At 45.2% G+C, this 21,585-nt stretch carries 19 protein-coding genes and 1 tRNA gene; 15 read left to right on the top strand and 5 right to left on the bottom strand.

Features of this window, described 5'->3' with window-relative positions; genetic code table 11:
- The first annotated feature begins 22 nt into the window (after positions 1-22).
- The 10 genes from ACLTWA_RS04970 (at position 23) to ACLTWA_RS04925 (ending at position 14,365) form a co-directional block, all read left to right on the top strand.
- Positions 23-2,074: a hypothetical protein gene (locus ACLTWA_RS04970; RefSeq protein WP_412326462.1), complete on the top strand. Its 2,052-nt coding sequence runs from the start codon at positions 23-25 to the stop codon at positions 2,072-2,074.
- Positions 2,075-2,112: 38 nt separating this feature from the next.
- Entirely contained in the window at positions 2,113-3,417 is a 1,305-nt protein-coding gene (locus tag ACLTWA_RS04965; RefSeq protein WP_412326461.1) for a DUF4038 domain-containing protein, read from the top strand.
- Between the two features lie 76 nt (positions 3,418-3,493).
- The gene (locus ACLTWA_RS04960) at positions 3,494-6,157 is read left to right on the top strand and encodes a family 78 glycoside hydrolase catalytic domain (RefSeq protein ID WP_412326460.1); all 2,664 of its coding nucleotides are present in this window, start codon (positions 3,494-3,496) and stop codon (positions 6,155-6,157) included.
- Between the two features lie 349 nt (positions 6,158-6,506).
- Positions 6,507-8,612, top strand: a complete 2,106-nt coding sequence (locus tag ACLTWA_RS04955; RefSeq protein WP_412326459.1) for an ABC transporter substrate-binding protein — start codon at positions 6,507-6,509, stop codon at positions 8,610-8,612.
- Between the two features lie 92 nt (positions 8,613-8,704).
- Positions 8,705-9,700 carry an ABC transporter permease gene (locus tag ACLTWA_RS04950; protein WP_412326458.1) on the top strand — a complete coding sequence of 332 codons (996 nt, stop codon included), beginning with the start codon at positions 8,705-8,707 and terminating at the stop codon, positions 9,698-9,700.
- Entirely contained in the window at positions 9,697-10,845 is a 1,149-nt protein-coding gene (locus ACLTWA_RS04945; RefSeq protein WP_412326457.1) for an ABC transporter permease, read from the top strand. Before ACLTWA_RS04950 ends, ACLTWA_RS04945 begins: the two co-directional genes overlap by 4 nt.
- 8 nt (positions 10,846-10,853) lie before the next feature.
- Positions 10,854-11,846 carry an ABC transporter ATP-binding protein gene (locus ACLTWA_RS04940; protein ID WP_412326455.1) on the top strand — a complete coding sequence of 331 codons (993 nt, stop codon included), beginning with the start codon at positions 10,854-10,856 and terminating at the stop codon, positions 11,844-11,846.
- Positions 11,847-11,882: 36 nt separating this feature from the next.
- On the top strand, positions 11,883-12,878 hold the full coding sequence (locus tag ACLTWA_RS04935; protein ID WP_412326454.1) for an ABC transporter ATP-binding protein: 996 nt from the start codon (positions 11,883-11,885) through the stop codon (positions 12,876-12,878).
- A 38-nt stretch (positions 12,879-12,916) separates the two neighbouring features.
- On the top strand, positions 12,917-13,477 hold the full coding sequence (locus ACLTWA_RS04930; RefSeq protein WP_412326453.1) for an HAD family hydrolase: 561 nt from the start codon (positions 12,917-12,919) through the stop codon (positions 13,475-13,477).
- Positions 13,478-13,486: 9 nt separating this feature from the next.
- A complete protein-coding gene (locus ACLTWA_RS04925) occupies positions 13,487-14,365 on the top strand; it encodes a helix-turn-helix domain-containing protein (RefSeq protein WP_412326452.1) in 879 nt (292 codons plus the stop codon).
- A gap of 5 nt (positions 14,366-14,370) precedes the next feature.
- Here the strand turns inward: ACLTWA_RS04925 and ACLTWA_RS04920 are convergent, their stop codons facing one another.
- The 3 genes from ACLTWA_RS04920 to ACLTWA_RS04910 all read right to left on the bottom strand — a co-directional run bounded on the left by ACLTWA_RS04920 (position 14,371) and on the right by ACLTWA_RS04910 (position 15,061).
- Entirely contained in the window at positions 14,371-14,568 is a 198-nt protein-coding gene (locus ACLTWA_RS04920) for a hypothetical protein (protein ID WP_412326450.1), read from the bottom strand.
- 62 nt (positions 14,569-14,630) lie between these two features.
- Positions 14,631-14,819 carry a small, acid-soluble spore protein, alpha/beta type gene (locus tag ACLTWA_RS04915; RefSeq protein ID WP_412326449.1) on the bottom strand — a complete coding sequence of 63 codons (189 nt, stop codon included), beginning with the start codon at positions 14,817-14,819 and terminating at the stop codon, positions 14,631-14,633.
- Between the two features lie 171 nt (positions 14,820-14,990).
- Positions 14,991-15,061, bottom strand: a tRNA-Trp gene (locus ACLTWA_RS04910).
- A 452-nt stretch (positions 15,062-15,513) separates the two neighbouring features.
- Here ACLTWA_RS04910 and ACLTWA_RS04905 point away from each other — a divergent pair.
- From ACLTWA_RS04905 to ACLTWA_RS04895, 3 genes are all read left to right on the top strand, one after another.
- On the top strand, positions 15,514-15,756 hold the full coding sequence (locus tag ACLTWA_RS04905) for an HPr family phosphocarrier protein (protein ID WP_412326448.1): 243 nt from the start codon (positions 15,514-15,516) through the stop codon (positions 15,754-15,756).
- 103 nt (positions 15,757-15,859) lie between these two features.
- A complete protein-coding gene (locus ACLTWA_RS04900; protein WP_412326447.1) occupies positions 15,860-18,274 on the top strand; it encodes an ATP-dependent DNA helicase in 2,415 nt (804 codons plus the stop codon).
- Positions 18,243-18,758: a GNAT family N-acetyltransferase gene (locus tag ACLTWA_RS04895; RefSeq protein ID WP_412326446.1), complete on the top strand. Its 516-nt coding sequence runs from the start codon at positions 18,243-18,245 to the stop codon at positions 18,756-18,758. The genes ACLTWA_RS04900 and ACLTWA_RS04895 overlap by 32 nt, the downstream gene beginning before the upstream one ends.
- 49 nt (positions 18,759-18,807) lie before the next feature.
- Here ACLTWA_RS04895 and ACLTWA_RS04890 read toward each other — a convergent pair whose 3' ends face one another.
- Complete coding sequence (locus tag ACLTWA_RS04890) at positions 18,808-19,683, bottom strand: LysR family transcriptional regulator (RefSeq protein ID WP_412326445.1); 876 nt, start codon at positions 19,681-19,683, stop codon at positions 18,808-18,810.
- A gap of 140 nt (positions 19,684-19,823) precedes the next feature.
- Here ACLTWA_RS04890 and ACLTWA_RS04885 point away from each other — a divergent pair, with 140 nt between their 5' ends.
- A complete protein-coding gene (locus tag ACLTWA_RS04885) occupies positions 19,824-20,432 on the top strand; it encodes a sigma-70 domain-containing protein (RefSeq protein ID WP_412326444.1) in 609 nt (202 codons plus the stop codon).
- Between the two features lie 18 nt (positions 20,433-20,450).
- Entirely contained in the window at positions 20,451-21,062 is a 612-nt protein-coding gene (locus ACLTWA_RS04880) for a histidine phosphatase family protein (protein WP_412326443.1), read from the top strand.
- A gap of 13 nt (positions 21,063-21,075) precedes the next feature.
- On the opposite strand, the gene ACLTWA_RS04875 is transcribed toward ACLTWA_RS04880, so the two are convergent.
- On the bottom strand, positions 21,076-21,393 hold the full coding sequence (locus ACLTWA_RS04875) for a hypothetical protein (RefSeq protein WP_412326441.1): 318 nt from the start codon (positions 21,391-21,393) through the stop codon (positions 21,076-21,078).
- Positions 21,394-21,585 lie beyond the last annotated feature (192 nt).

Raw genomic sequence — 21,585 nt, 5'->3', positions numbered from 1 at the left:
AGAGCACGACAGGGAGGGAAAGATGGCTGAGATCAATCGCTATGAACTGGTTGCCAGACATAATCCCATATTGACAGAGATAAAGGAATGTTCGCCTCTGTCTGTTGGGAATGGGAATTTTGCCTATACCGCAGATATTACGGGAATGCAGACATTTTATGAGGAATATGAAAAGACTCTGCCGCTTTGTACCATGGCGCAGTGGGGCTGGCACACGAAGCCGGTGAGTCCGGAGTTGTATGGCTATGACCTTAAGGATGTTGAAATGACCGAATACCCCCATCATGGCCGTACAGTAAGGTATGCAGTGGAAAAGAAAAGGGGAAATGAAAGCGTTTATGATTGGGTTCGCCAAAACCCCCACAAATTAAATCTGGCCAGGATTGGTCTTGTTTTTAAGGGCAAGGCGGTTAAAAAGGACAGGATCACAGATATTTACCAGGAGCTTAAACTATATGAAGGAATAATAGACAGCCGGTTTCTTTTGAATGGAGAGAGCTGTCATGTGCTCACGGCATCTGACGGAGCTGAAGACACCGTGGCCTTTCGGGTAAAGTCTGAGGCACTGGAAGCTGGTTTGGCAGTGAATATCTGTTTTCCCTATGGAAGTCCTGGGATATCAGCCAGTGATTGGAATTGTGAGAGCGCTCACATCACGGAGATTATGGAAAAAGGTTCTCATTCTGTGGTGCTGAAACGAATTCTGGACCGGGATACTTATTATGTGAGAGTTACTTTGGATCACTGTGAAATGGAACGTCTGGGAGCCCACTGCTTCTGTATTGCTTCAACTGGAAATGGTCAGATGGCATTCACTGTCAGCTTCTTAAAGGACGGATATGGAAAAGAAACAGAGGCAGAGGAAATCTTTGAAAGAAGCCGTACTCATTGGAAACGGTTCTGGGAAAAGGGAGGTGTCATAGATCTGCATAAGAGCAGAGACAAACGGGCTCTTATGCTGGAACGGAGAATTGTTCGTTCCCAGTATCTGCTGGCCATTCAGTCTGCCGGAGATATGCCGCCTCAGGAAACGGGGCTGACATGCAACAGCTGGTACGGAAAGGCGCACCTGGAGATGTATCTCTGGCACGAGGCATATCTGCCGCTTTGGAACCATACGGAGATGCTGGAGCGGAGTCTTTCCTGGTATCTTAAGCATCTGCCTCAGGCACGGGAAAATGCGGCCCGCAATGGCTACCGGGGGGCCCGGTGGCCAAAGATGGTGGCCGGTGAAGGGGTGGACTGCCCCTCCCCCATCGCCACACTGCTGATCTGGCAGCAGCCCCATATCCTGTATATGCTGGAACTTGCATACCAAAACAGGGGCGGACGGGATTTTTTGGAACGGTATTATCCTCTGGTGGAGGAAACGGCGGAATTTATGGCTGATTTTGCAGTATATAATGAGGAGCGGGGCGTGTATGAGCTTTTGGGTCCGGTGATTCCGGTTCAGGAAATCCATGAGCCCATGGTGACAAGGAATCCTGCGTTTGAGGTGGAATACTGGCACTTTGCTTTAGGAATTGCGGCTGAATGGGCACACCGCTGTGAAAGGGAGATCCCGGCCAGGTGGAAGGAAGTAAAGGAGCGTATGGCGCCTATGGCCGTAAAGGATGGCTGTTATCTTGCACACGATAACTGCCCGGACACGTATGAGTCATTTGCAGCGGATCATCCTTCCATGCTCTGCGCTTATGGACTGATTGACAGTGGAAGAATTGATGAAAAGATCATGGAAAACTCTTTGAAAAAAGCGGTGGAGTGCTGGGATTATGCTTCCCTGTGGGGGTGGGATTTTGCCGTTATGGCTATGACAGCCGTCCGGCTTAAGAACCCGGAGTATGCCATTGATCTGCTTCTTATGGACACCTGGAAAAACCGTTATGTGACAAGCGGTAATAACTTCCAGGAGGGGCGGGAAGATCTGCCGTTATATCTGCCGGGAAATGGTTCGCTGCTGTTGGCGGCAGCCCTGATGACAGCCGGATATCCGGGAAGTGAAGAACTGCCTGGTTTTCCAAAGAATGGGCAATGGGAAGTGGAATATGAAGGAATTCAGCCATTTCCATATTGATAATTAAAATAACCGGAAAGGGATGGGTGTGACAAGATATGAAGCCATGGGATAAAGGTTTATTGAGGGTCAGCGATAATCAGAGGTATCTTTGCAATGGGGAGCAGCCCTTTTTCTGGCTGGCAGATACGGCCTGGCTCCTGTTTCAGCAGTGCAGCCTAAAAGAGGCGTATATATATTTGAGAAACCGCAGGGACAAGGGGTTTACCGTAATTCAGGCGGTCCTTATGCACGCCATGCCAGGCGCTGCAGCCAACAGCCTGGCAGAGGCAGAAGTGGATGTGATGGCGCCAGGCTTCTGGGAGCATTGCGACAAGGTGATAAAAATGGCGGAAGAACTGGGCCTTTATATGGGGCTGCTTCCGTCTTGGGGAGCCATGATAAAGGGCGGCGTGTTAAATAAGGATAACATCGAGGAGTATGCTGTATTTGTAGCAGACCGTTACAGGAACAGCCCGAATGTCATATGGATTCTGGGGGGAGATGTCCGTGGCAGCGATGGGGAAGAGGTACACCGGATGGAAGGAAAGTTATTTAAGAGCCTTACACCGGATAAACTCATCGGTTTCCATCCCTTTGGGCGCACGTCTTCCTCCCTCTGGTTTCATGAGGAGCAATGGCTGGATTTCAATATGTTCCAGTCCGGCCACAGGCGCTACGATCAGGCTTCTCTGGGAGCCTGGGATGATAACGCTGTAAAAGAAGACTTTTTTGGGGAAGATAATTGGAAATACGTGGACCGTGACCATGGTTACAGTCTCATGAAGCCTACGGTAGACGGAGAGCCTTCTTATGAATGGATTCTTCAGGGACTTCACGTATCAGACCAGCCCTATTGGAGGGAATGGGATGTGCGGCGTTATGCCTACTGGTCCGTGTTTGAGGGAGCGATGGGCCATACGTACGGAGATAATGCCATTCAGCAGTTTTATAAGGATGGGGCCAAACCTGGTGCTTATGGAGTGAGGCAGGTTTGGAAGGAATCCATGCACCACGTAGGATCGGAACATATGGGGCATCTAAGGCGTTTGATGGAGTCTGTGGATTACCAGAAAGGGCGCCCGGCAATGGAACGGTTGTTATCTGGTCAGAAAGAAAGGTACGGGAGGATCGCAGTGTTTGCAGGGCCGGGATATCTGTTGGCCTACGATTATCTGGGAGAGGCTTTTGCGGTGGATTTAAAAGGCTTTGAAGGAAAAAAGGTCCAGGCATGGTGGTTTGATCCGGTCAGCGGTGTCTACAGTTATTTTGCTGACTTTACCGGAAAGGAGCAGGCAGAGGTAAAGCCTGTGGCCCGGTTTACGCAGGATAATGACTGGGTACTGGTGGTACGGGCAGAGTGACAGGCCCGGCTGTATCTAAGACACCGGGGCAGAGCGGTGGTGTATCTTTAAAATATAAGGAGTAAGGAGACGTCCGATGAGGATATATGGGTTAAAGACGAACTATCAGGAGAATCCTCTGGGAATCGAGCTTTCCGGCATCACGTTTTCCTGGAAAGTGGAGGAGGCAGAAGGAAAGTTTCAGATATGGGCCAGGCTGGTAATTGGCAGGGACCGGGAGTTTGGGGAGCTTGTATATGACAGCGGCGAAGCGGAATTAAATTCCTGTGCCTGTACGCCGCAGGTGGTTCTGGAGCCTGCCACGCCCTATTATTGGAAGGTGACGGTAAGGGATGATGCAGGGGGAGAGGCAGTCAGCGAGACAGCAGTTTTTGAAGGCGGCCATCCCCGAAAGGAATGGGATGGAAGCTGGATTGAGGCTCCCTTTGTAAAAGAACTTCATCCGGTTTTTCAAAAGACATTTTTTCTGGAGGAAAAGGAATATGACGGCCTGATAACCGCCCGTCTTTATCTGTGTGGGTTAGGAGTCTATGAGGTTTTTTTAAACGGGGAAAAGGTAGGGGATGAATATTTAACGCCTTATTTTACGGATTACCGGTATTGGATTCAATATCAGACCTATGACGTACAGCCTTATCTAAAGCCGGGAAACAACCAGATCGATGTATACCTGGGGAATGGCTGGTACAAGGGACGTTTTGGTTATACGAATAAGGGACAGCTGAGAGAGTATTACGGTGACCGTTTTAAGCTCCTGGCAAATTTATATGTGACAGGCTGTGACGGAGGGCAAACGGTGATCGCAACAGATGACTCATGGCTGGCGCTTAAATCTCCGGTTGCCAGTTCCGGAATCTATGACGGAGAGGTGTATGATTCCCGCATGGAATCAGGACTTAAAACGGTCATTGAGCGTCAGAAGCTCTATGCGGTTTTAGCCAAACCTCCAGGGGGTGTTCTGAGCCCTATGACCGGAGTTGCGGTAAGAAAGAAAGAGGTACTGCCTGTAAAGGAAATCATTACCACTTCCATCGGGGAAACGGTCCTTGATTTTGGACAGGAGATCACCGGCTGGGTGGCATTCCAGGCAGAGGGGCCGGTGGGGAGGCGGATCACCCTCCAATATGGGGAGGTGCTGCAGGAAGGCAGGTTTTACCGGGAGAACTTAAGAACGGCACAGGCAGAATATACCTGGATCGCCAATGGGAAAAAGCAGTTTGCAAGGCCTCATTTCACCTTCTATGGCTTCCGTTACGTTAAGATCACCGGAATGGAAGTGAACCAGTCGAATGTGGAGGATTTTCAAGCGTGGGCGCTGTATTCGGATATTGAGGAAACCGGATTTATCGAGACCTCCAATGAAAAGGTGAACCAATTGATTTCCAACACGAAATGGAGTCAGAAGGGGAACTTTCTGGATATTCCCACCGATTGCCCCCAAAGAGATGAACGTCTGGGATGGACCGGGGATGCGCAGATTTTCAGCCGTGCGGCATCTTATCATATGCAGACTCCGTCATTTTTCAGAAAGTATATGAAGGATATGGGGCTTGAACAAAGGGAAAAAGGGGGTGCTGTTCCCTATGTGGTGCCCGATATACTGACTCTTGCCCGCCAGATGAACGGGGAACCGGAATTTGACGTGACAGAGGACGTATGGGGAGAAGCGGGAGCCAGTGTGTGGGGAGATGCCGCCACCATTATTCCCTGGAATCTGTATCTTCATTTTGGCAATATACGCTGGCTTTTGGAACAGTATGACAATATGAAGCAGTGGACGGATTTCATCATCCGCATGGATGAGGAATTCTGCGGCAAAACCCGTCTGTGGACCTGCGGTTTTCATTTTGGGGACTGGCTTTCTCTGGACAGCGAAGGAGACAGCCGGGAGGGAGGTACGGATAAATATTTTGTGGCTTCTGCCTTTTACATGCATTCCGCAGAATTGACGGCAAAGGCGGCAGGCGTCCTGGGAAAGAACAGCGAGGCGGATTATTATCAGCGTATTGCAGGAGAAGTGCGGGAGGCAATACGGAACAGATACATGTCGGAAAAAGGGAAGCTGACCATAAGAACCCAGACGGCATATGTGATTGGAATCTGGTTCCGCATATTTCATGAGTCTGAAATGGAGGTGTCAGGAGAAGAATTATGCCTTCTGCTGAGAGAGAATAAGAATCATCTGTCAACCGGCTTTGTGGGAACGGCATACTTATGTCAGGCCTTGACGGAAACCGGACACTTAAATGAGGCTTATGACCTTCTTTTCCATGAGGATTATCCGGGCTGGCTTTATGAGGTCAATTTAGGAGCCACTACCATTTGGGAACGCTGGAATTCCCTTCTTTCTGACGGCACCATCAGCAGTACCGGTATGAACAGCTTAAACCATTATGCCTACGGCGTCATTGCCGAGTGGATATACTGCTGCGTCTGCGGACTGCAGCATGTGGAAGAGGGAGCAGGAGGAAAACGGATGCGGTTCGCTCCAAGGCCAGACAAAAGGCTTTCCTTTGTCCGTGCCGTATACCGGTCGGCAGCGGGAGATTATGACTGTGGCTGGGAGTGGAAGGATGGCGGAATCTTGTTTTTTCTTACAGTGCCTTTTGATTGCTGTGCGGAGGTGGACATTCCGTCTGAACTTATCCGTAAGAAGGTACAGGTAAATGGCCTTTTGGTTGAATCAGAGGAATTACGCAAAAAGTGGTATGCAGGAAAGTATGAGATTGTGATTGAATAATGGTGCTTGTAGATATCTGGAGTGGGATTTTAAAAATCCCGCTCCTTTTTTGCGTCATAATTCCAGTCATTAAATTCCCAAAAGTATATATTTTTGTCATGATTATACATTTACATTGATACCCGGATATGCTAATATTCAATTACGGTTTGGGCGATATTACTATTTTTAAAAGATAATTATACATAATATTAGTGTATTTTACACAAAAATTACCTGAATTTTTCAAAGATTTAACATAAGATAATTTTATTGGGATGGGGGCAGGTGATTTTAAAAACCGAAAAGTATATATGCCGTTATCGCCTGATTGTACAGCAGAAAACAGAAGAAAGAATTGGAGGAATCTATGAAAAGAAAAATGTTTCCAATGAAAAAGGCGTTCACTTCAGCGCTGGCGTTGTCATTAATCATCGCGGCAGCTTCCGGATGCAGCAGGCAGGGAAGCTCTGCGGTCAGCCAGAATGGAGAATCATCTGCAGCGGCCGAAACATCATCCCAGCAGCAGGCTGCTGATGTTTCGGAAAAAGAAGCCCCTATGCTGAAAGCAAAGACCGATGCCGGAGAACTTCCGAAGCTGGAAGAACGTCTTCCGGATCAGGGCGATATTATGGTGGAACCGGATGTGGTTTCTCTGGGACAGTATGGCGGAAGTATCACACTTACCACCAATGACAGTGCAAGATGGACCTGGGGGCCTCTGACGGAGCAGAGCATGTTCCGTTTCAAACAGGATGGAAGCGGAGAAGTGGAACCGAATATCTGTAAGAATTTCTATTCCAATGAAGATGCGACGGTTTGGACCATTGAGATGCGTAAGGGCATGAAATGGTCGGACGGAGAGCCTTTTACGGCAGATGATGTTATTTTCTACTATGACCACATGTCCACTCCAGCTTTAAACCCGGACCGCTCTGCAGTCGCCGTTGATGATCCGGCCTATTATCCGGCCTATACCTCAAAGCCTTATAATTGTTATCAGGCAACGGTAGATGGAATCCGGTACTGGGCGGAATTTAAAAAGGTGGATGATTATAAATTCACCGTGGAATTTAAGGCACCAAAGCCTTCCTTTCCGGCTGACGTAGCGGTAGATAATAAATGGATGGCATTGCCAAAGCATTTTTATAAAAATTACGTTGCCCGTAAAGATAATGTGGCAGATGATTCCTCCTTCCCTCTTATTACAGAGGAGCAGGCAATCGCAAATGCAAACAGGGATTTCGGCAAGCAGTGGGATTCTTACAGCACCCTCGGTAAGGATATCGGGTATTACAACTGGGATTATGCCATTGTTCCCCAGCTTAGAAGCTTCATTGCCGTTAAAGATAACTGGGACAAGGTAGGCGAAACCTATGAACTGATAAGAAATCCTTATTTCTTTAAAACAGACAGTGAGGGAAGACAGCTTCCCTATTTAGACAGCATTAAGATTCAAATCATCAATGAAAAAGATCAGGTAGCTTTAAAAGCAGCGGCAGGTGAGTTTGACGCAGTCATTGCTTCCGGGGAAGATTTTTCTACCATCAGCACATCAACCCAGCAGACCCATGATGTAAAACAGTGGATATCCGCTGATTGGAGCAGTGAACACGCAATTCAGCTGAATCAGACGGTTAAGGATGAGGATAAAAGAAAGCTTTTTCAGGATCCGGCTTTCCGGGAAGCACTATCCATAAGCGTTGACAGAAACTTATTAAATGCAACACTGATGAACGGGCAGAGCCAGCCGGCACAGTCTTCGGTTCCCTATGGTTCCAATGGATACGATGAAACATGGGCAAACCGTTGGACGGAGTTTGATGTGTCTAAGGCCAATCAGCTCCTTGACGGAATTACGGAACCCTGGAACGGGACGGAGGGGACTTACCGTAAGATGAAGGGAACTAAAAAAGATCTTGAAATCATTGTATCCATATCCGACATGTCAAAAGAAGGGGATTTTTTATCTCTGCTGACATCTGCTTATAAAAAAATAGGAATTAAAATTTCCAGCAAGGTAGATGCGGATATTGCCAAATCCATTCTGGTCAATGACGTTGAGGCACAGTTAAAGAAAGTGAGCACCGTTACTCCTGCGATCCGGCCCGATGACATTGTTCCTATGAGAAATTATGCCTGCTGGTATGGTGCATATGGAAAATGGTATGAGGACGGAAAATCAGAAGCAAACGGAGGAATGGCTCCGTCAGGGGATATGCTGGAACTGATCAATGCCTATGAGGCCATTAAAAATGCAGCCGGTGCAGACAGAGAGACTGTTATTTCAGAAAATGTACAGAAAATTTATGACCTTCACAAAAAGAATCTTTGGGTCATTGGTTTTTTGAAACCCATGCCTGTAAACTGGATAGTAAATAAGAACCTGAAAAATTTCCCTGCAGATATCATGTACTCGGATGAGTTCAGAACAACAAATCTTGCAAGGCCGGAACAGTTCTATCTTGTAAAATAAGAATTAAAAACAGTACCTCTATGTGGTGGTGAATGATGCATAATATGTACCGCATCACTCACTGCCATGCATGGTATTGTGATTGGAGGTCTATGGAATTATCAAAATATATTGGAAAAAGACTGGTTCTTGCGGCGCTGACACTGTTTATGATCTCCTTTGTGGTGTTTTTTGTCATTCAGCTTCCACCCGGAGATTTCGTTGATCATATGGTGACCAATATGATCGCCCAGGGAGAAACGGTTACAGCAGCGGATATTGCCAACTTAAAAGAAATGTACGGCTTAAACCGGCCGTTCCTGGTTCAGTATTTTGACTGGCTGGGAGGGATTCTTACCGGTGACTGGGGAACTTCTCTTTATTTTAAACAAAGCGTACTCGTAAAGATCGGGGAAACATTTGGTGCTACAATTATGCTGTCCCTGATTACCATGGTGATAACCTACGCGATTTCCATTCCTATTGCGATTTACTCGGCGAAACACCAGTATTCATTGTTCGACTATGTGATTACCTTGATCGGCTTTGTGGGCATGGGGGTTCCTAACTTTTTGTTTGCCATTGTGCTGATGTATATTTCCTACAAATGGACGGGGACTCCTTTAATGGGATTGTTTCCGGAAGGGGGAATTACCTCTTGGGACAGCTTTGTTGAATTTTTAACAAGACTTATTATACCGGTTATTGTAATCAGTACATCCGGCACCTGCGGGCTTATCAGAAGGATCAGAAGCCAGTTATTGGATGAACAGGAAAAACCATACGTCCTCTGTACCCGTGCGAAAGGCGTCAGTGAAAGCACTCTTACCTACAAATATGAAATGAGAGCGGTATTAAATCCTATTGTCAGCGGGCTGGGAGGGATGATAGCAGACATATTCAACGGGACTACCATAACTGCCATTGTTTTAATGCTGCCTACCCAGGGGCCGGTTCTTTTAAAGGCACTTCAGTCCCAGGATGTATATCTGTCCGGAGGAATCCTGCTTATATCGGCAGCTATGGTAGTGCTTGGTACCCTTATATCTGATCTGCTTTTAACGGTTCTTGATCCCAGAATAAAATTTTTAGAGGAGAAAAAGGCATGATTTTTAATAGCAGGCTTACCCGTGAGGAAAAGGAACGGATCAGGCAGGAGCGGTATTATACGGCCTCCCAATGGGGACTTATGTGGAGAAAGCTAAAAAAACATAAGCTGGCCATGATCAGCGCTTTTATTTTGTTTGTCTTTTACGCAACAGCCCTTTTCGCCGATTTTATAGCACCTCAGGGGCTGGAGGATTATTCTGCGGTTTATTCCAATGCGCCGCCGACCAAAATACATATGTTCCATAACGGAGCATTTAAAGGCCCTTTTATTTACTCCATGGACCTTACGTACGATAAATTTCAGAATAAGATTTTTAAAGAAAATAAAGAAACCATATACCCGGTTGCATTTTTTGTCAAAGGCACTCCCTATAAGTTGTTTGGCCTGATTGAAAGTGATATTCATCTTTTTGGCATCGAAGAGCCGGAGGGAAAGGAAGGAATGGAAGCGCCGGTTCTTATGGTGTTTGGAGCTGACCAGCTGGGGCGGGATCTGTTCTCCAGGATTTTGATCGGCAGCAAGGTATCCATGACGGTACCGCTTCTGGGTGCCATTATTTCTTTTGTCCTTGCTATCGTAATCGGAGGAATCTCCGGTTTTTACGGAGGTCTGGCCGATACTGTGATTCAAAGACTGATTGAGGTCATCTCTTCCTTTCCGACGCTGCCGCTCTGGATGGCTCTTTCTGCCGCCATTCCGCCTGGAATATCAGTTACCAGAGTATTTGTTTTTATAACCATAATCATGTCGGCGTTAAGCTGGCCGGGGCTGGCACGAATTGTACGGAGTAAATTTCTGGCTCTGAAAAATGAAGATTATGTCATTGCGGCAAAAGTCGGGGGAGTGGGAGATGGAACGATTATTTTAAAGCATCTGGTTCCTGGTTTTATGAGCTACTTAATTGTCAGTCTGACACTCAGCATACCGGGAATGATCCTTGGGGAGACCTCTATGAGCTTTCTGGGACTTGGAATGCGTGCTCCTGCCACAAGCTGGGGGGTTTTGCTCCAGGAATGCCAGAGTATCAGCAATATTGCCAATTGCCCGTGGAAGCTGATTCCTGTAATTTTTGTAATTATGGCAGTTCTTGCATTTAATTTTCTGGGTGACGGACTGCGGGATGCGTCAGATCCATATAAGTAGGGAGGTGCATGATGGACAATGAAAATCCGATCGTATCGGTCAGGGATTTAGATATTAAAATACGGCTTAGGGAAGGTATCTTAAATCCGGTAAGGGGAATTAATTTCTCGGTAAATAAAAATGAGACATTGGGTCTGGTTGGGGAATCGGGATGCGGAAAAAGCCTTACATGCAAGGCGGTTTTAGGAATCAACGGTAAAAAATGCATAAGCAGCGGAGAAGTGAACTTTCACAACGAAGATAAAATCCAGAACCTTTTAACGATGAAACCGGGAGGAGAAGCGATCCGGAAGATTCGGGGAAAACATATCTCCATGATCTTTCAGGAGCCCATGAGCGCATTTTCCCCGCTGTTTTCCATTGGCGGACAGATTTCTGAAGTTGTGCGCCTTCATATAACAAAAGATAAGAATCTGGCAAGGGAAATAGCATTGGAAGCCATGAAAAAGGTAGGAATCCCAAATGCAGAGAAGCGCTACAGGCAATATCCTCATGAATTTTCCGGAGGAATGCTTCAAAGGGCCCTTATTGCCATGGCACTGGTCTGTTCCCCCAGGCTTTTAATTGCTGATGAACCAACGACAGCCCTTGACGTTACCATACAGGCTCAGATTTTGGAACTTATGAAACAGATTCAGGCAGATACAGGAATGTCCATCTTGTTTATCACCCATGATCTTGGTGCGGTTGCAAAAATATGTGACCGGGTAGCTGTTATGTATCTTGGGAAAATTGCAGAGGTTGCATCTGTGAAGGAATTATTTGGCAATCCCCTGCATCCTTATACGGAAGGACTTTTAGCCTCGGTTCATAAGATCGGAAGCAAAAGCAGCCGCCTTTTCTCTATTGAAGGGACGGTTCCCCTTGCCATGAATCTTGAAAACCGGTGCGGATTTTATGAACGGTGCCTGAAAAGAAGTGAGAAATGCCGCCTTGGAGGAGAGCCTCCGTTAATGGAAAAAACAAAGGGGCACTATGCAGCCTGTTGGGAAATGGAATAAAGTATTCCTGGTCCGGTTGATTATGAAAGGAACGATATGTCTGATACGATATTAAAGTTAGATGGTCTTAGTAAAATATATGAATCAAAGTCGGTTCAGGTCCGGGCGCTCAATCATGTGGGATTTGAAGTCCGGGAAGGAGAAACCATCGGTATTGTGGGAGAATCCGGCTGTGGAAAAACCACTCTTGGCAGGTGTATTGTACGCGCAGTAAATGCAAGCTCCGGTTCTGTCCTTTATAGGGCAGCAGATGGGAATGAGTACGATATACAGAAGATTGATAAGAAAAAGATGAAGAAGATCCGCAGTGAGATACAAATGATCTTTCAGGATCCGTTTTCTTCTCTTGATCCCCGCATGACAGTTTTTGATATTATCTCTGAGCCTCTGAAAGCAAATGTAAAGCTTTCCAAAGAGGAATTAAGAAGCAGAGTGGCAGATATGGCAAAGCGGGTAGGCTTAAATCCAAGCTATCTTTCCCGCTATCCCCATGCTTTTTCCGGCGGCCAGAGACAGAGGATCGGAATTGCCAGGGCACTGGTGCTGTACCCGCGCCTGATCGTCTGTGATGAGCCGGTATCAGCTCTTGATGTGTCTGTGCAGGCTCAGGTTTTGAATCTTTTGAAAGATTTACAGTCAGAATTTAAGCTCACTTATCTGTTCATTGGACATGATTTATCTGTCATTGAGTATATTTCGGACAAGGTGGGAGTGATGTATCTAGGGAAAATGGTGGAGTTTGCTCCGGCAGGCATGTTGTATGAAAAACCTCTTCATCCGTACACCGAGGCCCTTTTATCCGCAGTTCCCCATGCGGACCCGGAAACGAAAGGGGACAGGATTGCCCTGGAAGGAGAAATTCCAAATCCTGCCAATCCACCCCGGGGGTGTTTTTTCCATACAAGATGCAGATATTGCATGGATAAATGCAGAACAGAAGAGGTAGAGCTTACGGAAAGAGAGTCGGGACATTTTGTGGCATGCCACAGGGCAGAGGAACTTTCCCTGCAGGGAATAGCGCCTTCAAAATAACAGATTTAAAATACATAATTGGAGAAAAACAGGATAATATGAAAGAATTGATTGTTTTTATAGACAGCGGCGATACACTGGTAGATGAATCAACAGAAGTTCGGGATGAAAATGGTACGGTACAGCACTGTCAGCTGTTTGACGGTGCAAAAGAAACGGTATTAAAATTGTTTGAAGCAGGATATACCATTGCTCTGGTGGCTGATGGGAAAAAAGAATCCTTTGATAATATATACAGACAGCATGGGCTGAGTCATTGTTTTGCCGTACGTGCTATTTCTGAAATCGTAGGTGTGGAAAAACCTTCAAAGTTAATTTTTGATGATGCAATGAGTCGTCTGTCTCTGACCGAAAGGGATTTCGGACGAATTGTAATGATTGGAAATAATATAAAAAAGGATATTGTGGGAGCCAACCGTCTGGGAATCATTTCCGTGCTGATGAGCCAAAGTCCCCGTTATAATATGCATCCAAAATCAACAGAGGAAACCCCGGATTATGTAGTTTCTGAGCCTGGAGAACTTTTTTCGCTGATTGAATTTCTTGAAATGCAGCTAAAAAATAAAAAACGGCTTGGGATGCTGCAATTTAATTCATAAGGAAATCAAATGATTCGTGAGAAGTTCTGTAAAAATAAAATCGTGCATATCAGCGACAGGTCACATTTAAACCTTACCCTTAATATACTGGAGACAGGGAACAGTGACATCCTTTCCGGTGGACAGCTGAAGTTTAAAAATATCGATACATACACCATGGTTTTTATAAATGAAGGAAAAGGAATGGCAAGAAGAACTGCCGTTGAAAGCCAGCTTTCAAAAGGGCATGGGTTCTTTCTTTTTCCTGGCATGGAACTGATAATTGAAAATCCGCAGGAGGAGAATCTAAATATCACCTGGGTAACGTTCATCGGATATCTGATAGACAATTATCTGGGAAGGGCAAACATTACTCAGGGCCGTCCTTTGTTCCAGGACAAAAAGGGAAGAATCGGGGAGAAAGTTAATTCCCTTTACTTGGCGTCCCATAAGCTTCCCAACAGGTATTGCCGGATGGCTTCTATGCTTTATGATATATTTGCCTGTCTGCTTGAAGAAAATCCTACAAAGACCACTATGGACAGTAAAGAGAACGCCGAGTTTTATACGATGAAGGCAATTGACTATATGGAAAGAAATTTAACAAAGAATCTGCTGGTGGAAGAGGTTGCAATGGTTCTTGGCATAAGCAGGAAGCACCTCTATCATGCTTTTTCTTATGTTTTAAATACATCTCCAAAAAAATATATGATTTGCCTTCGCATAGAAAAGGCGGCGAGACAATTGCGTTATTCTGAGCAGAGCATTTCGGAAATTGCAGAAATTGCAGGGTATCAGAATCAGTTTTATTTTTCCAAAGAATTCAAACGGCTCACAGGATTTACACCATCACAGTACAGAGTGTCTCCCGTGGACATCAGGCTCTGCGGCAATGTTTCGACCATCTAAAAGCCTTAATTCTTCATGCCTGGTGCGACCGCAGATTCTACATATGCAAGCATTTCGTTTTTGGACTTTATGGTATGAACGTGGTCAATGATCCGCTGTTTTGTTTCGGTTGGCAGAGAGAAAAAATAGTCCATGGCATTGTATTGTTCCAAAGCAAGACCAAAGCCTACAGGCAATTCTGCGCCGCTCGTATATTTATCCATAGGATACCTCATTCAAATTCATTATTTGCTGTCATCGTGTTAGGGAATGGTTGATAAATAGTCTAAGAATATTTATCAATCATTTGTTTTTTCTGTTCTTCAATCATTTGTTTAACCATGTAACCGTATTGGTTTGAAGTCATTTCACTGTAATTATTATTTTTTACAGGCATACCGGATTCATTTGCAATTTCCTTCTTTAACTGATCAAGAGCTGCCTGAGCTTCCGGAACCAGACTTTTTTTCGACATAGTAGCACCTCAATCCATTTTGTAAGATAATATATAGTATTTTGTTTTTTTAAAATAATATTCGGGATAATAAAATAAAACGGAAAGAGGGCAGGGATTAAAGATCTTTTGATGACAATAAAAAAGCTGCAAAATCCTGAAAATAAAAGGATCTTTGCAGCTTATCATGAACAGGGGAAGAGGGGCTCGAACCCCCATTTACGGTTTTGGAGACCGTTGCTCTACCATTGAACTATTCCCCTTTGGCAAAACTTATGTGCCCTTGCCCGAGCACCTAGAAAGTATAGCATAGAAGTTTTTAAATTGCAACTGTTTTTTGAAAAAAATAAAATATATATTCTACTGTTAAAGAGTGTCTAATTGTGGTAAAATTATGAAAAACAAGGACTGTCAGGAACCCGTGATTGCTGCATGCGATGATGGCGCCTGAGGGTAAAATTTAGGGTTTTTTTATGAAAAATTAAGGTAAATAAATAAGATTGGACCAGATAAAAAACATCATTAATAATGATTCCCCACATATAACGAATCTCAGCAAAAAGATGTATAGGTAATTTGGCTTGGCATCTCCTGAAACTGAAACATATGCACAAAAAAACAGCCATTACCGGATGGACAGCATAATTTGACAAAACGTGTCAATCATGATATAAGTATTTCATAACTTTTTCTTTATAATAAAGGAGTTTTGATTATGAAACAGTTTAAGATTATGCTGCCGACTGTTGCTGAGGCAAAAAAATTTGTTGCTGCTGCCGCAAAATGTGATTTCGACATAGACGTATATTACAATAGAGTAACCATTGACGCAAAGTCTATTTTAGGAGTTTTAAGTCTGGATCTGACACATGTACTGACTGTGGAGCTTCATGGAGAAGATGCAGGTTTTGAAGCATTCCTTAAAGGATATGCTCCGGAGAACAATTCTGCAGCATAAACAAAGGGAACGAAAGAGAGGGAATTGTAAGCCGTATGGCGTACAGTTTCCTTTTTTCGTTGCATGGCCATTGCAAGAAATTGCAGAAGGAGGAATAGTCGGAATGGGAGACCCGGAAAAGAAAATCATAAAGATATCAGTAAGAAATCTGGTTGAGTTTGTACTGCGAACCGGCGATATCGATAACCGGAGGACTTCCGCAGCGGAAAAGACGGCCATGCAGGAAGGAAGCCGTGTACACAAAAAGATCCAGCGCCGTATGGGAGCAGATTACCGCCCGGAGGTATCTTTAAAACATATGGTATCAGAAGATCAGTTTCAGATCCTTATCGAGGGGCGGGCAGATGGCATCATCGACCGGCCATATGGGGTGACGGTTGATGAAATCAAGGGAATGTATATGGATTTATCGTATCTGGAGGAACCTGTTCCCGTCCATTTGGCCCAGGCAATGTGTTATGGATATTTTTACTGCTTTGATCATGGACTTTCCGGGGCTGTCATACAGATGACGTACTGTAACCTGGAAACTGAGGAGATCCGCCGGTTTCAGGTGGAAAAGACCTTTGAGGAGATGGAGGAATGGTTTCAGGGGCTGATTCATGAATATGTGAAATGGGCCAGGTATTTATACATTCACGGAGTACGGAGAGACGAATCTATCCGGGAACTGTCATTCCCCTATCCCTACCGGGCCGGTCAGAAGGAACTGGTAGTGTCGGTGTACCGCAGCATTTCGAGAAAAAAGAATCTGTTTATCCAGGCGCCCACCGGTGTTGGAAAAACCCTTTCCACCATCTATCCGGCAGTAAGAGCTATGGGCGAAGGGCTGGGAGACAAGCTGTTTTATCTGACGGCAAAGACCATAACAAGAAGTGTTGCGGAAGAATCCTTTTCGATTTTGAGAGAGCAGGGGCTTTATTTAAATACTGTGACCATAACTGCCAAGGAAAAACTCTGCTTTTTGGATGGGCCGGAATGCAATCCGGATGCCTGTCCCTATGCAAAAGGCCACTTTGACCGGGTGGGAGATGCGGTTTATGACATTATTCACAAGGAGGCGGCCATCAACAGAGAAGTGGTGCTTCAATATGCGGAAATGTTTCACGTGTGCCCATTTGAGTTTTGTCTGGATATCAGCAACTGGGTGGATTCTATCATCTGTGATTATAATTATGTGTTCGATCCCAATATCCGGCTGAAACGGTATTTTTCCGAAGGGGTTACCGGAGAGTATTTATTTCTTGTAGATGAGGCTCATAATCTGGTGCCAAGAGCCAGAGAAATGTACAGTGCTGCAGTTTATAAAGAGGACTTTCTTCTTATTAAAAGGATTATCAAGCCCATGGACCATAAGATCGCCAGACTGCTTGACCGGTGCAACAAAGAACTTCTGGAAATGAAACGGGAATGTGAAAGCTTTCGGGTATTGGAGGATATCCGGTTCTTTATGAACCACATCATGTCATTGTTTGGGGAGATGGAGAAATTTATGGAGGTGCATCAGGAATTCGGGGATCGGGACATGGTTCTGGATTTCTACTTCTCTCTCCGTGATTTCATCAATAGCTATGATCGTCTGGATGAAAACTACCGGATCTATACGGAACTTTTCCGCGACGGACGCTTTATGCTCCGGCTGTTCTGCGTCAATCCGTCCAGGAATTTAAAGGAGTGTCTGAATAAGGGAAACAGTACGGTATTCTTTTCAGCCACACTTCTTCCGGTTTCCTATTATAAGGAATTGTTAAGCGGGGACCCTGATGAATATGCTGTTTATGCCAGGTCTCCGTTTGACCAGGGAAAAAGGCTTCTTATGGTAGCGGCGGATGTGAGCAGCCGCTACACCAGAAGAAACCGGAGAGAATACCAGAAGGTGGTGGATTATCTGCGGGCCATCGTTTCGGCCCGTAAGGGGAACTATATGGTTTTTCTTCCGTCTTATCAGTATCTGAAAGAAGTAGAAGCATTACTTGCCGAGTCAAAGGGGCAAAAGGGGGAGTTCGCTTACTTGTCCCAGGCTTCCCGTATGAACGAGCAGGAGAGAGATCAGTTCCTTTTGGAGTTCTCCGGGGAGAGAAAAGATTCGTTTGTGGCGCTCTGCGTTATGGGCGGTGTGTTTTCGGAAGGCATCGATCTAAAGGCGGAGCGGCTGATTGGCGCAGTCATCGTCGGCACCGGACTTCCCATGGTTTGTACGGAGCAGGATATCTTAAAGGATTATTTTGATGAAAAGGAACAGAAAGGTTTTGATTATGCCTATCAGTATCCGGGCATGAATAAGGTAATGCAGGCAGCCGGAAGGGTTATACGAACGGTTCAGGATGAAGGAATCATTGCCCTGCTTGATGAACGGTTTTTAAAGCCGGATTATCAGGCCCTGTTTCCCAGAGAATGGGAAGGATATTATGAAGTACGGTTAAATAGTGTGGGGGAAGTGTTGAAAAACTTCTGGTCTGGCCGGGAAAAGAAAGGAGAACAGGAATATGACGGAGACATTGAGGATACGCCCCTGTAAAAAAGGGGATGGGAAATATGTGATGCGATGGCTGACCAGTGAGCGTATGATGCGCATGTGGTGCAGGGACAGCTTTTCATTCCCTCTGACAGAGGAGCAGATGAATGGATATTATGAGAAATTTGAGGAGGATCCATACTCCTGGGGATTTACTGCGCTGAATGAATCGGGGACTCCGGTGGGAAGTTTTCAGATGTCACGTGCAGATTATGAGGCGGGCAGCATCCATCTTGGATATATTGTACTGGACCCCGGGCAGCGGGGAAAAGGGATCGGGCACCAGATGGTGACCATGGCCGTCCGCTATGCCGAGGAGATTCTTGGCATGAGGCGGATTACCTTGAATGTGTTTGAATCCAATCCAGGTGCCATACGGTGCTATGAGAAGGCCGGATTTGTGGTGGAAAAAAGAGGAGACGATGATTTCCCGTTCCAGAATGAGGTATGGGCATATTCCGTAATGGTGTATACAGTCACAAATTAAAACAACCTGTCATTCCATGTAAGGAAGACAGGTTTCTGCTGAGGCTTTGTTAAAGCATATCCATGAATTGTCTTGTGGCCTGAGAAACGGGAATACTTTCATTATAAGCAACGATCATCTGGCGGACAGGAAGGGTTTCTGTCAGCTTTACCTGAAACAGGTCCCTGTCATTTTCCGGAATACAGAAATCCGGGACGAATGCAATGCCTAAGCCAATGCGGGCTAAGTCAATCAAAAGATCGTTGCTGCTTAATTCGATTTCAGGAACCAGGTCCAGCTGTTCCTTCTGGAACATATGATGGAGAAATTCGCTGGTAGTGCTTTTCCGGTCCAGCATCAGGATGGGATAGGTCTGAAGCTTTTGAAGGCTTACGCTTTCTCCCTTTAACGGGAAATATTCTTCGTTTGCTACGAAAACATCGGAGAATTCGTTGATGACCCGTACGTTTTGAGAACTGGAAAGGCCGGAGTTGGGATAATTGGTTATGATAAAATCCACCTGTCCGTTCTCCAGTAAGTGTGCACATTCAATGGAGGTCTGGTTGGTGACCTTAATATGAACGTTTGGAAATTCCTTGTGGAACTTATTTAAATAGGGGACCAGATAATAGCGGCAGATCGTGTCGCTGGCACCGATCCGGAGCTGGCCGCCATTTAGGGTATTGGCTTCCAGCAGCTGGTTTTCTCCTTTTTGAATCAGGTTGATGGCCGGCTCTATATGCTTTAAAAGGATTTCTCCTTCCGGAGTAAGTTGGACTTTTTTTGTGCTTCGGATAAACAGAGTCTGATTCAGCTTTTTTTCCAGTACCTTGATGGACTGGCTGACTGCGGACTGGGAAATGAATAGCTGCTTGGAGGCTTCTGAGAAACTTAGAGTAGCAGCAACGTGATAAAAGACCTTATACAATTCAAAATTAATATCCATTATTAGTCCTCCTTATAAATATAAGGACATTCTATCACGTATTTCATGGGTTTGTAAAGGGATTTGACAAATTTCCTGAGGTGCGGTATAGTTACGGGCACGGGTATTTGGGGAAGAATAAAAAAGGAGTGAAAAAACATATGCATGATGATTTTTATCAGATGTATTTAGAAGAGATGGAAGATATAGTTCCCTGTGAGGAAGAGGAAACCAGAGAGCTCTTAAAAGCGGTAAAAGAAGGCAGGGAAGAAGCCAAAAAGCGTCTTGTAGAAGGAAACCTTCAGACAGCACTTTCCTTTGCAAAGGAATTTGAAGGAAAGGGAGTTCTCCTTACGGATCTGGTCCAGGAAGCGAACATGGCTTTGATTATGGCTGTTGACCAGTATAGCGGTATGGAGGATAAAGCAGAGTTTGACGGTTTCGCAGGAGACAGGATTAAGGAAGCTCTCTTTGCCGCAGTAAAAGAGGAAGAATCTGCGGAACAGACCGGGGAAGAACTGGCTGCCAGAGTGAATGTACTCCAGCAGATCGCTCAGGGACTTGCAGAGGAACTGGGGCGGGAAGCGACTGTGGAGGAACTGGCACATAAGATGAAAATGACTGTAGGTGAAATACAGGGAATCATGAAAATGGCAATGGATGCCGTAAGCTTAAATGCTGAGAATATGGATCTTGAAGATCTGGCAGATGTAGAAGGAATAGAGCTTATTAAAGATGATGCTGAGGAAGACGCAGATGATGAAAGATAAGAGACTTGGAGTGATAAGATGAAGATATATCTCATACGTCATGGGCAGACGGATTGGAACGTAGCGGGCAGGATTCAGGGAATTCACGATATACCGTTAAATGAGACCGGTATCCGGCAGGCAGAGCAGTTGGCGGAAGCAATGGATATGCGCCCGGTTGCCAGAATCTTTTCCAGTACGCTCATCCGTGCAAAGGAAACGGCGGAAAAGATCGGAAAGAGACAGCAGGTGGAAGTTGTTTTGATGGAACAGCTGGTGGAAGTGGAATTTGGTAAATGGGAAGGGCTTACGTGGGATGAGATCCAGAACGAATATCCAAAGGAATATGGATACTGGTCCGTCAATCCGGCAGAAGCGACGCCTCCTGGCGGAGAACCGTACGAAACCATCACGGACCGCTGCATACAGGCATGGAACAGGATACTGAAAATTACAAATGGGCGGGAGGACGCAGCCATTGTTTCCCATGGTGCCACACTTGCCCATTTGTTTTCTTATATGATGCGCAATGCGCCGCAGGAGGAACATGTGATTGTAGGAAATGCAAGCATTACCTCCGTGGAGTATCATCCGCTGACAAAGGATTTTGTGCTTCTAGACCGGAACGACAGTACCCATCTGAAAGGATGAGCTTATTTAATTCTTAATCAAACAGCGTTTCCACCAGAAGTTTTAACATGGATGGGGTAGTGCGGATATACAGCTTGTTTTTTTCGCCGCACCGGAGAGTCGTCTGCATCAGCAGCTCTTTGGAAACCGAAGTGTCAAAGATACTGATCATGTTGGCACAGGATTCCACAATGGAATTAAGCTGTCCGGCTTTTTCAATGAACGTATCGATGTGATCCTCACGCAGCTCCAGGCACACCTCCAGGTTGGGGCTCAGTTCATCTGTTTTGAAGTGGGTGCTTTCAAATGAATATTTCTGGCATAAGTCTTTTAATTGTTGATTAAGATCCATATTTAATTGCGCTCCTTTGTAAAAAAATCCTTTATTACTATATTGTAAAACTTTTAAACTTTCAAGTGTTTTTGAAAAAAATATCGAATAATGTCGAAATAGGCTGAACTGATAAATAAGCCTTATTACAAAGAGATTTTATATTAATATAACTGATTAATACCATAAGATATATTAATTTCACTTATTGAT

This window comes from Lacrimispora sp. (assembly GCF_046972725.1).
Taxonomy (GTDB): Bacteria; Bacillota; Clostridia; order Lachnospirales; family Lachnospiraceae; genus Lacrimispora.
This window is presented reverse-complemented; position numbering and strand designations above follow the sequence as displayed.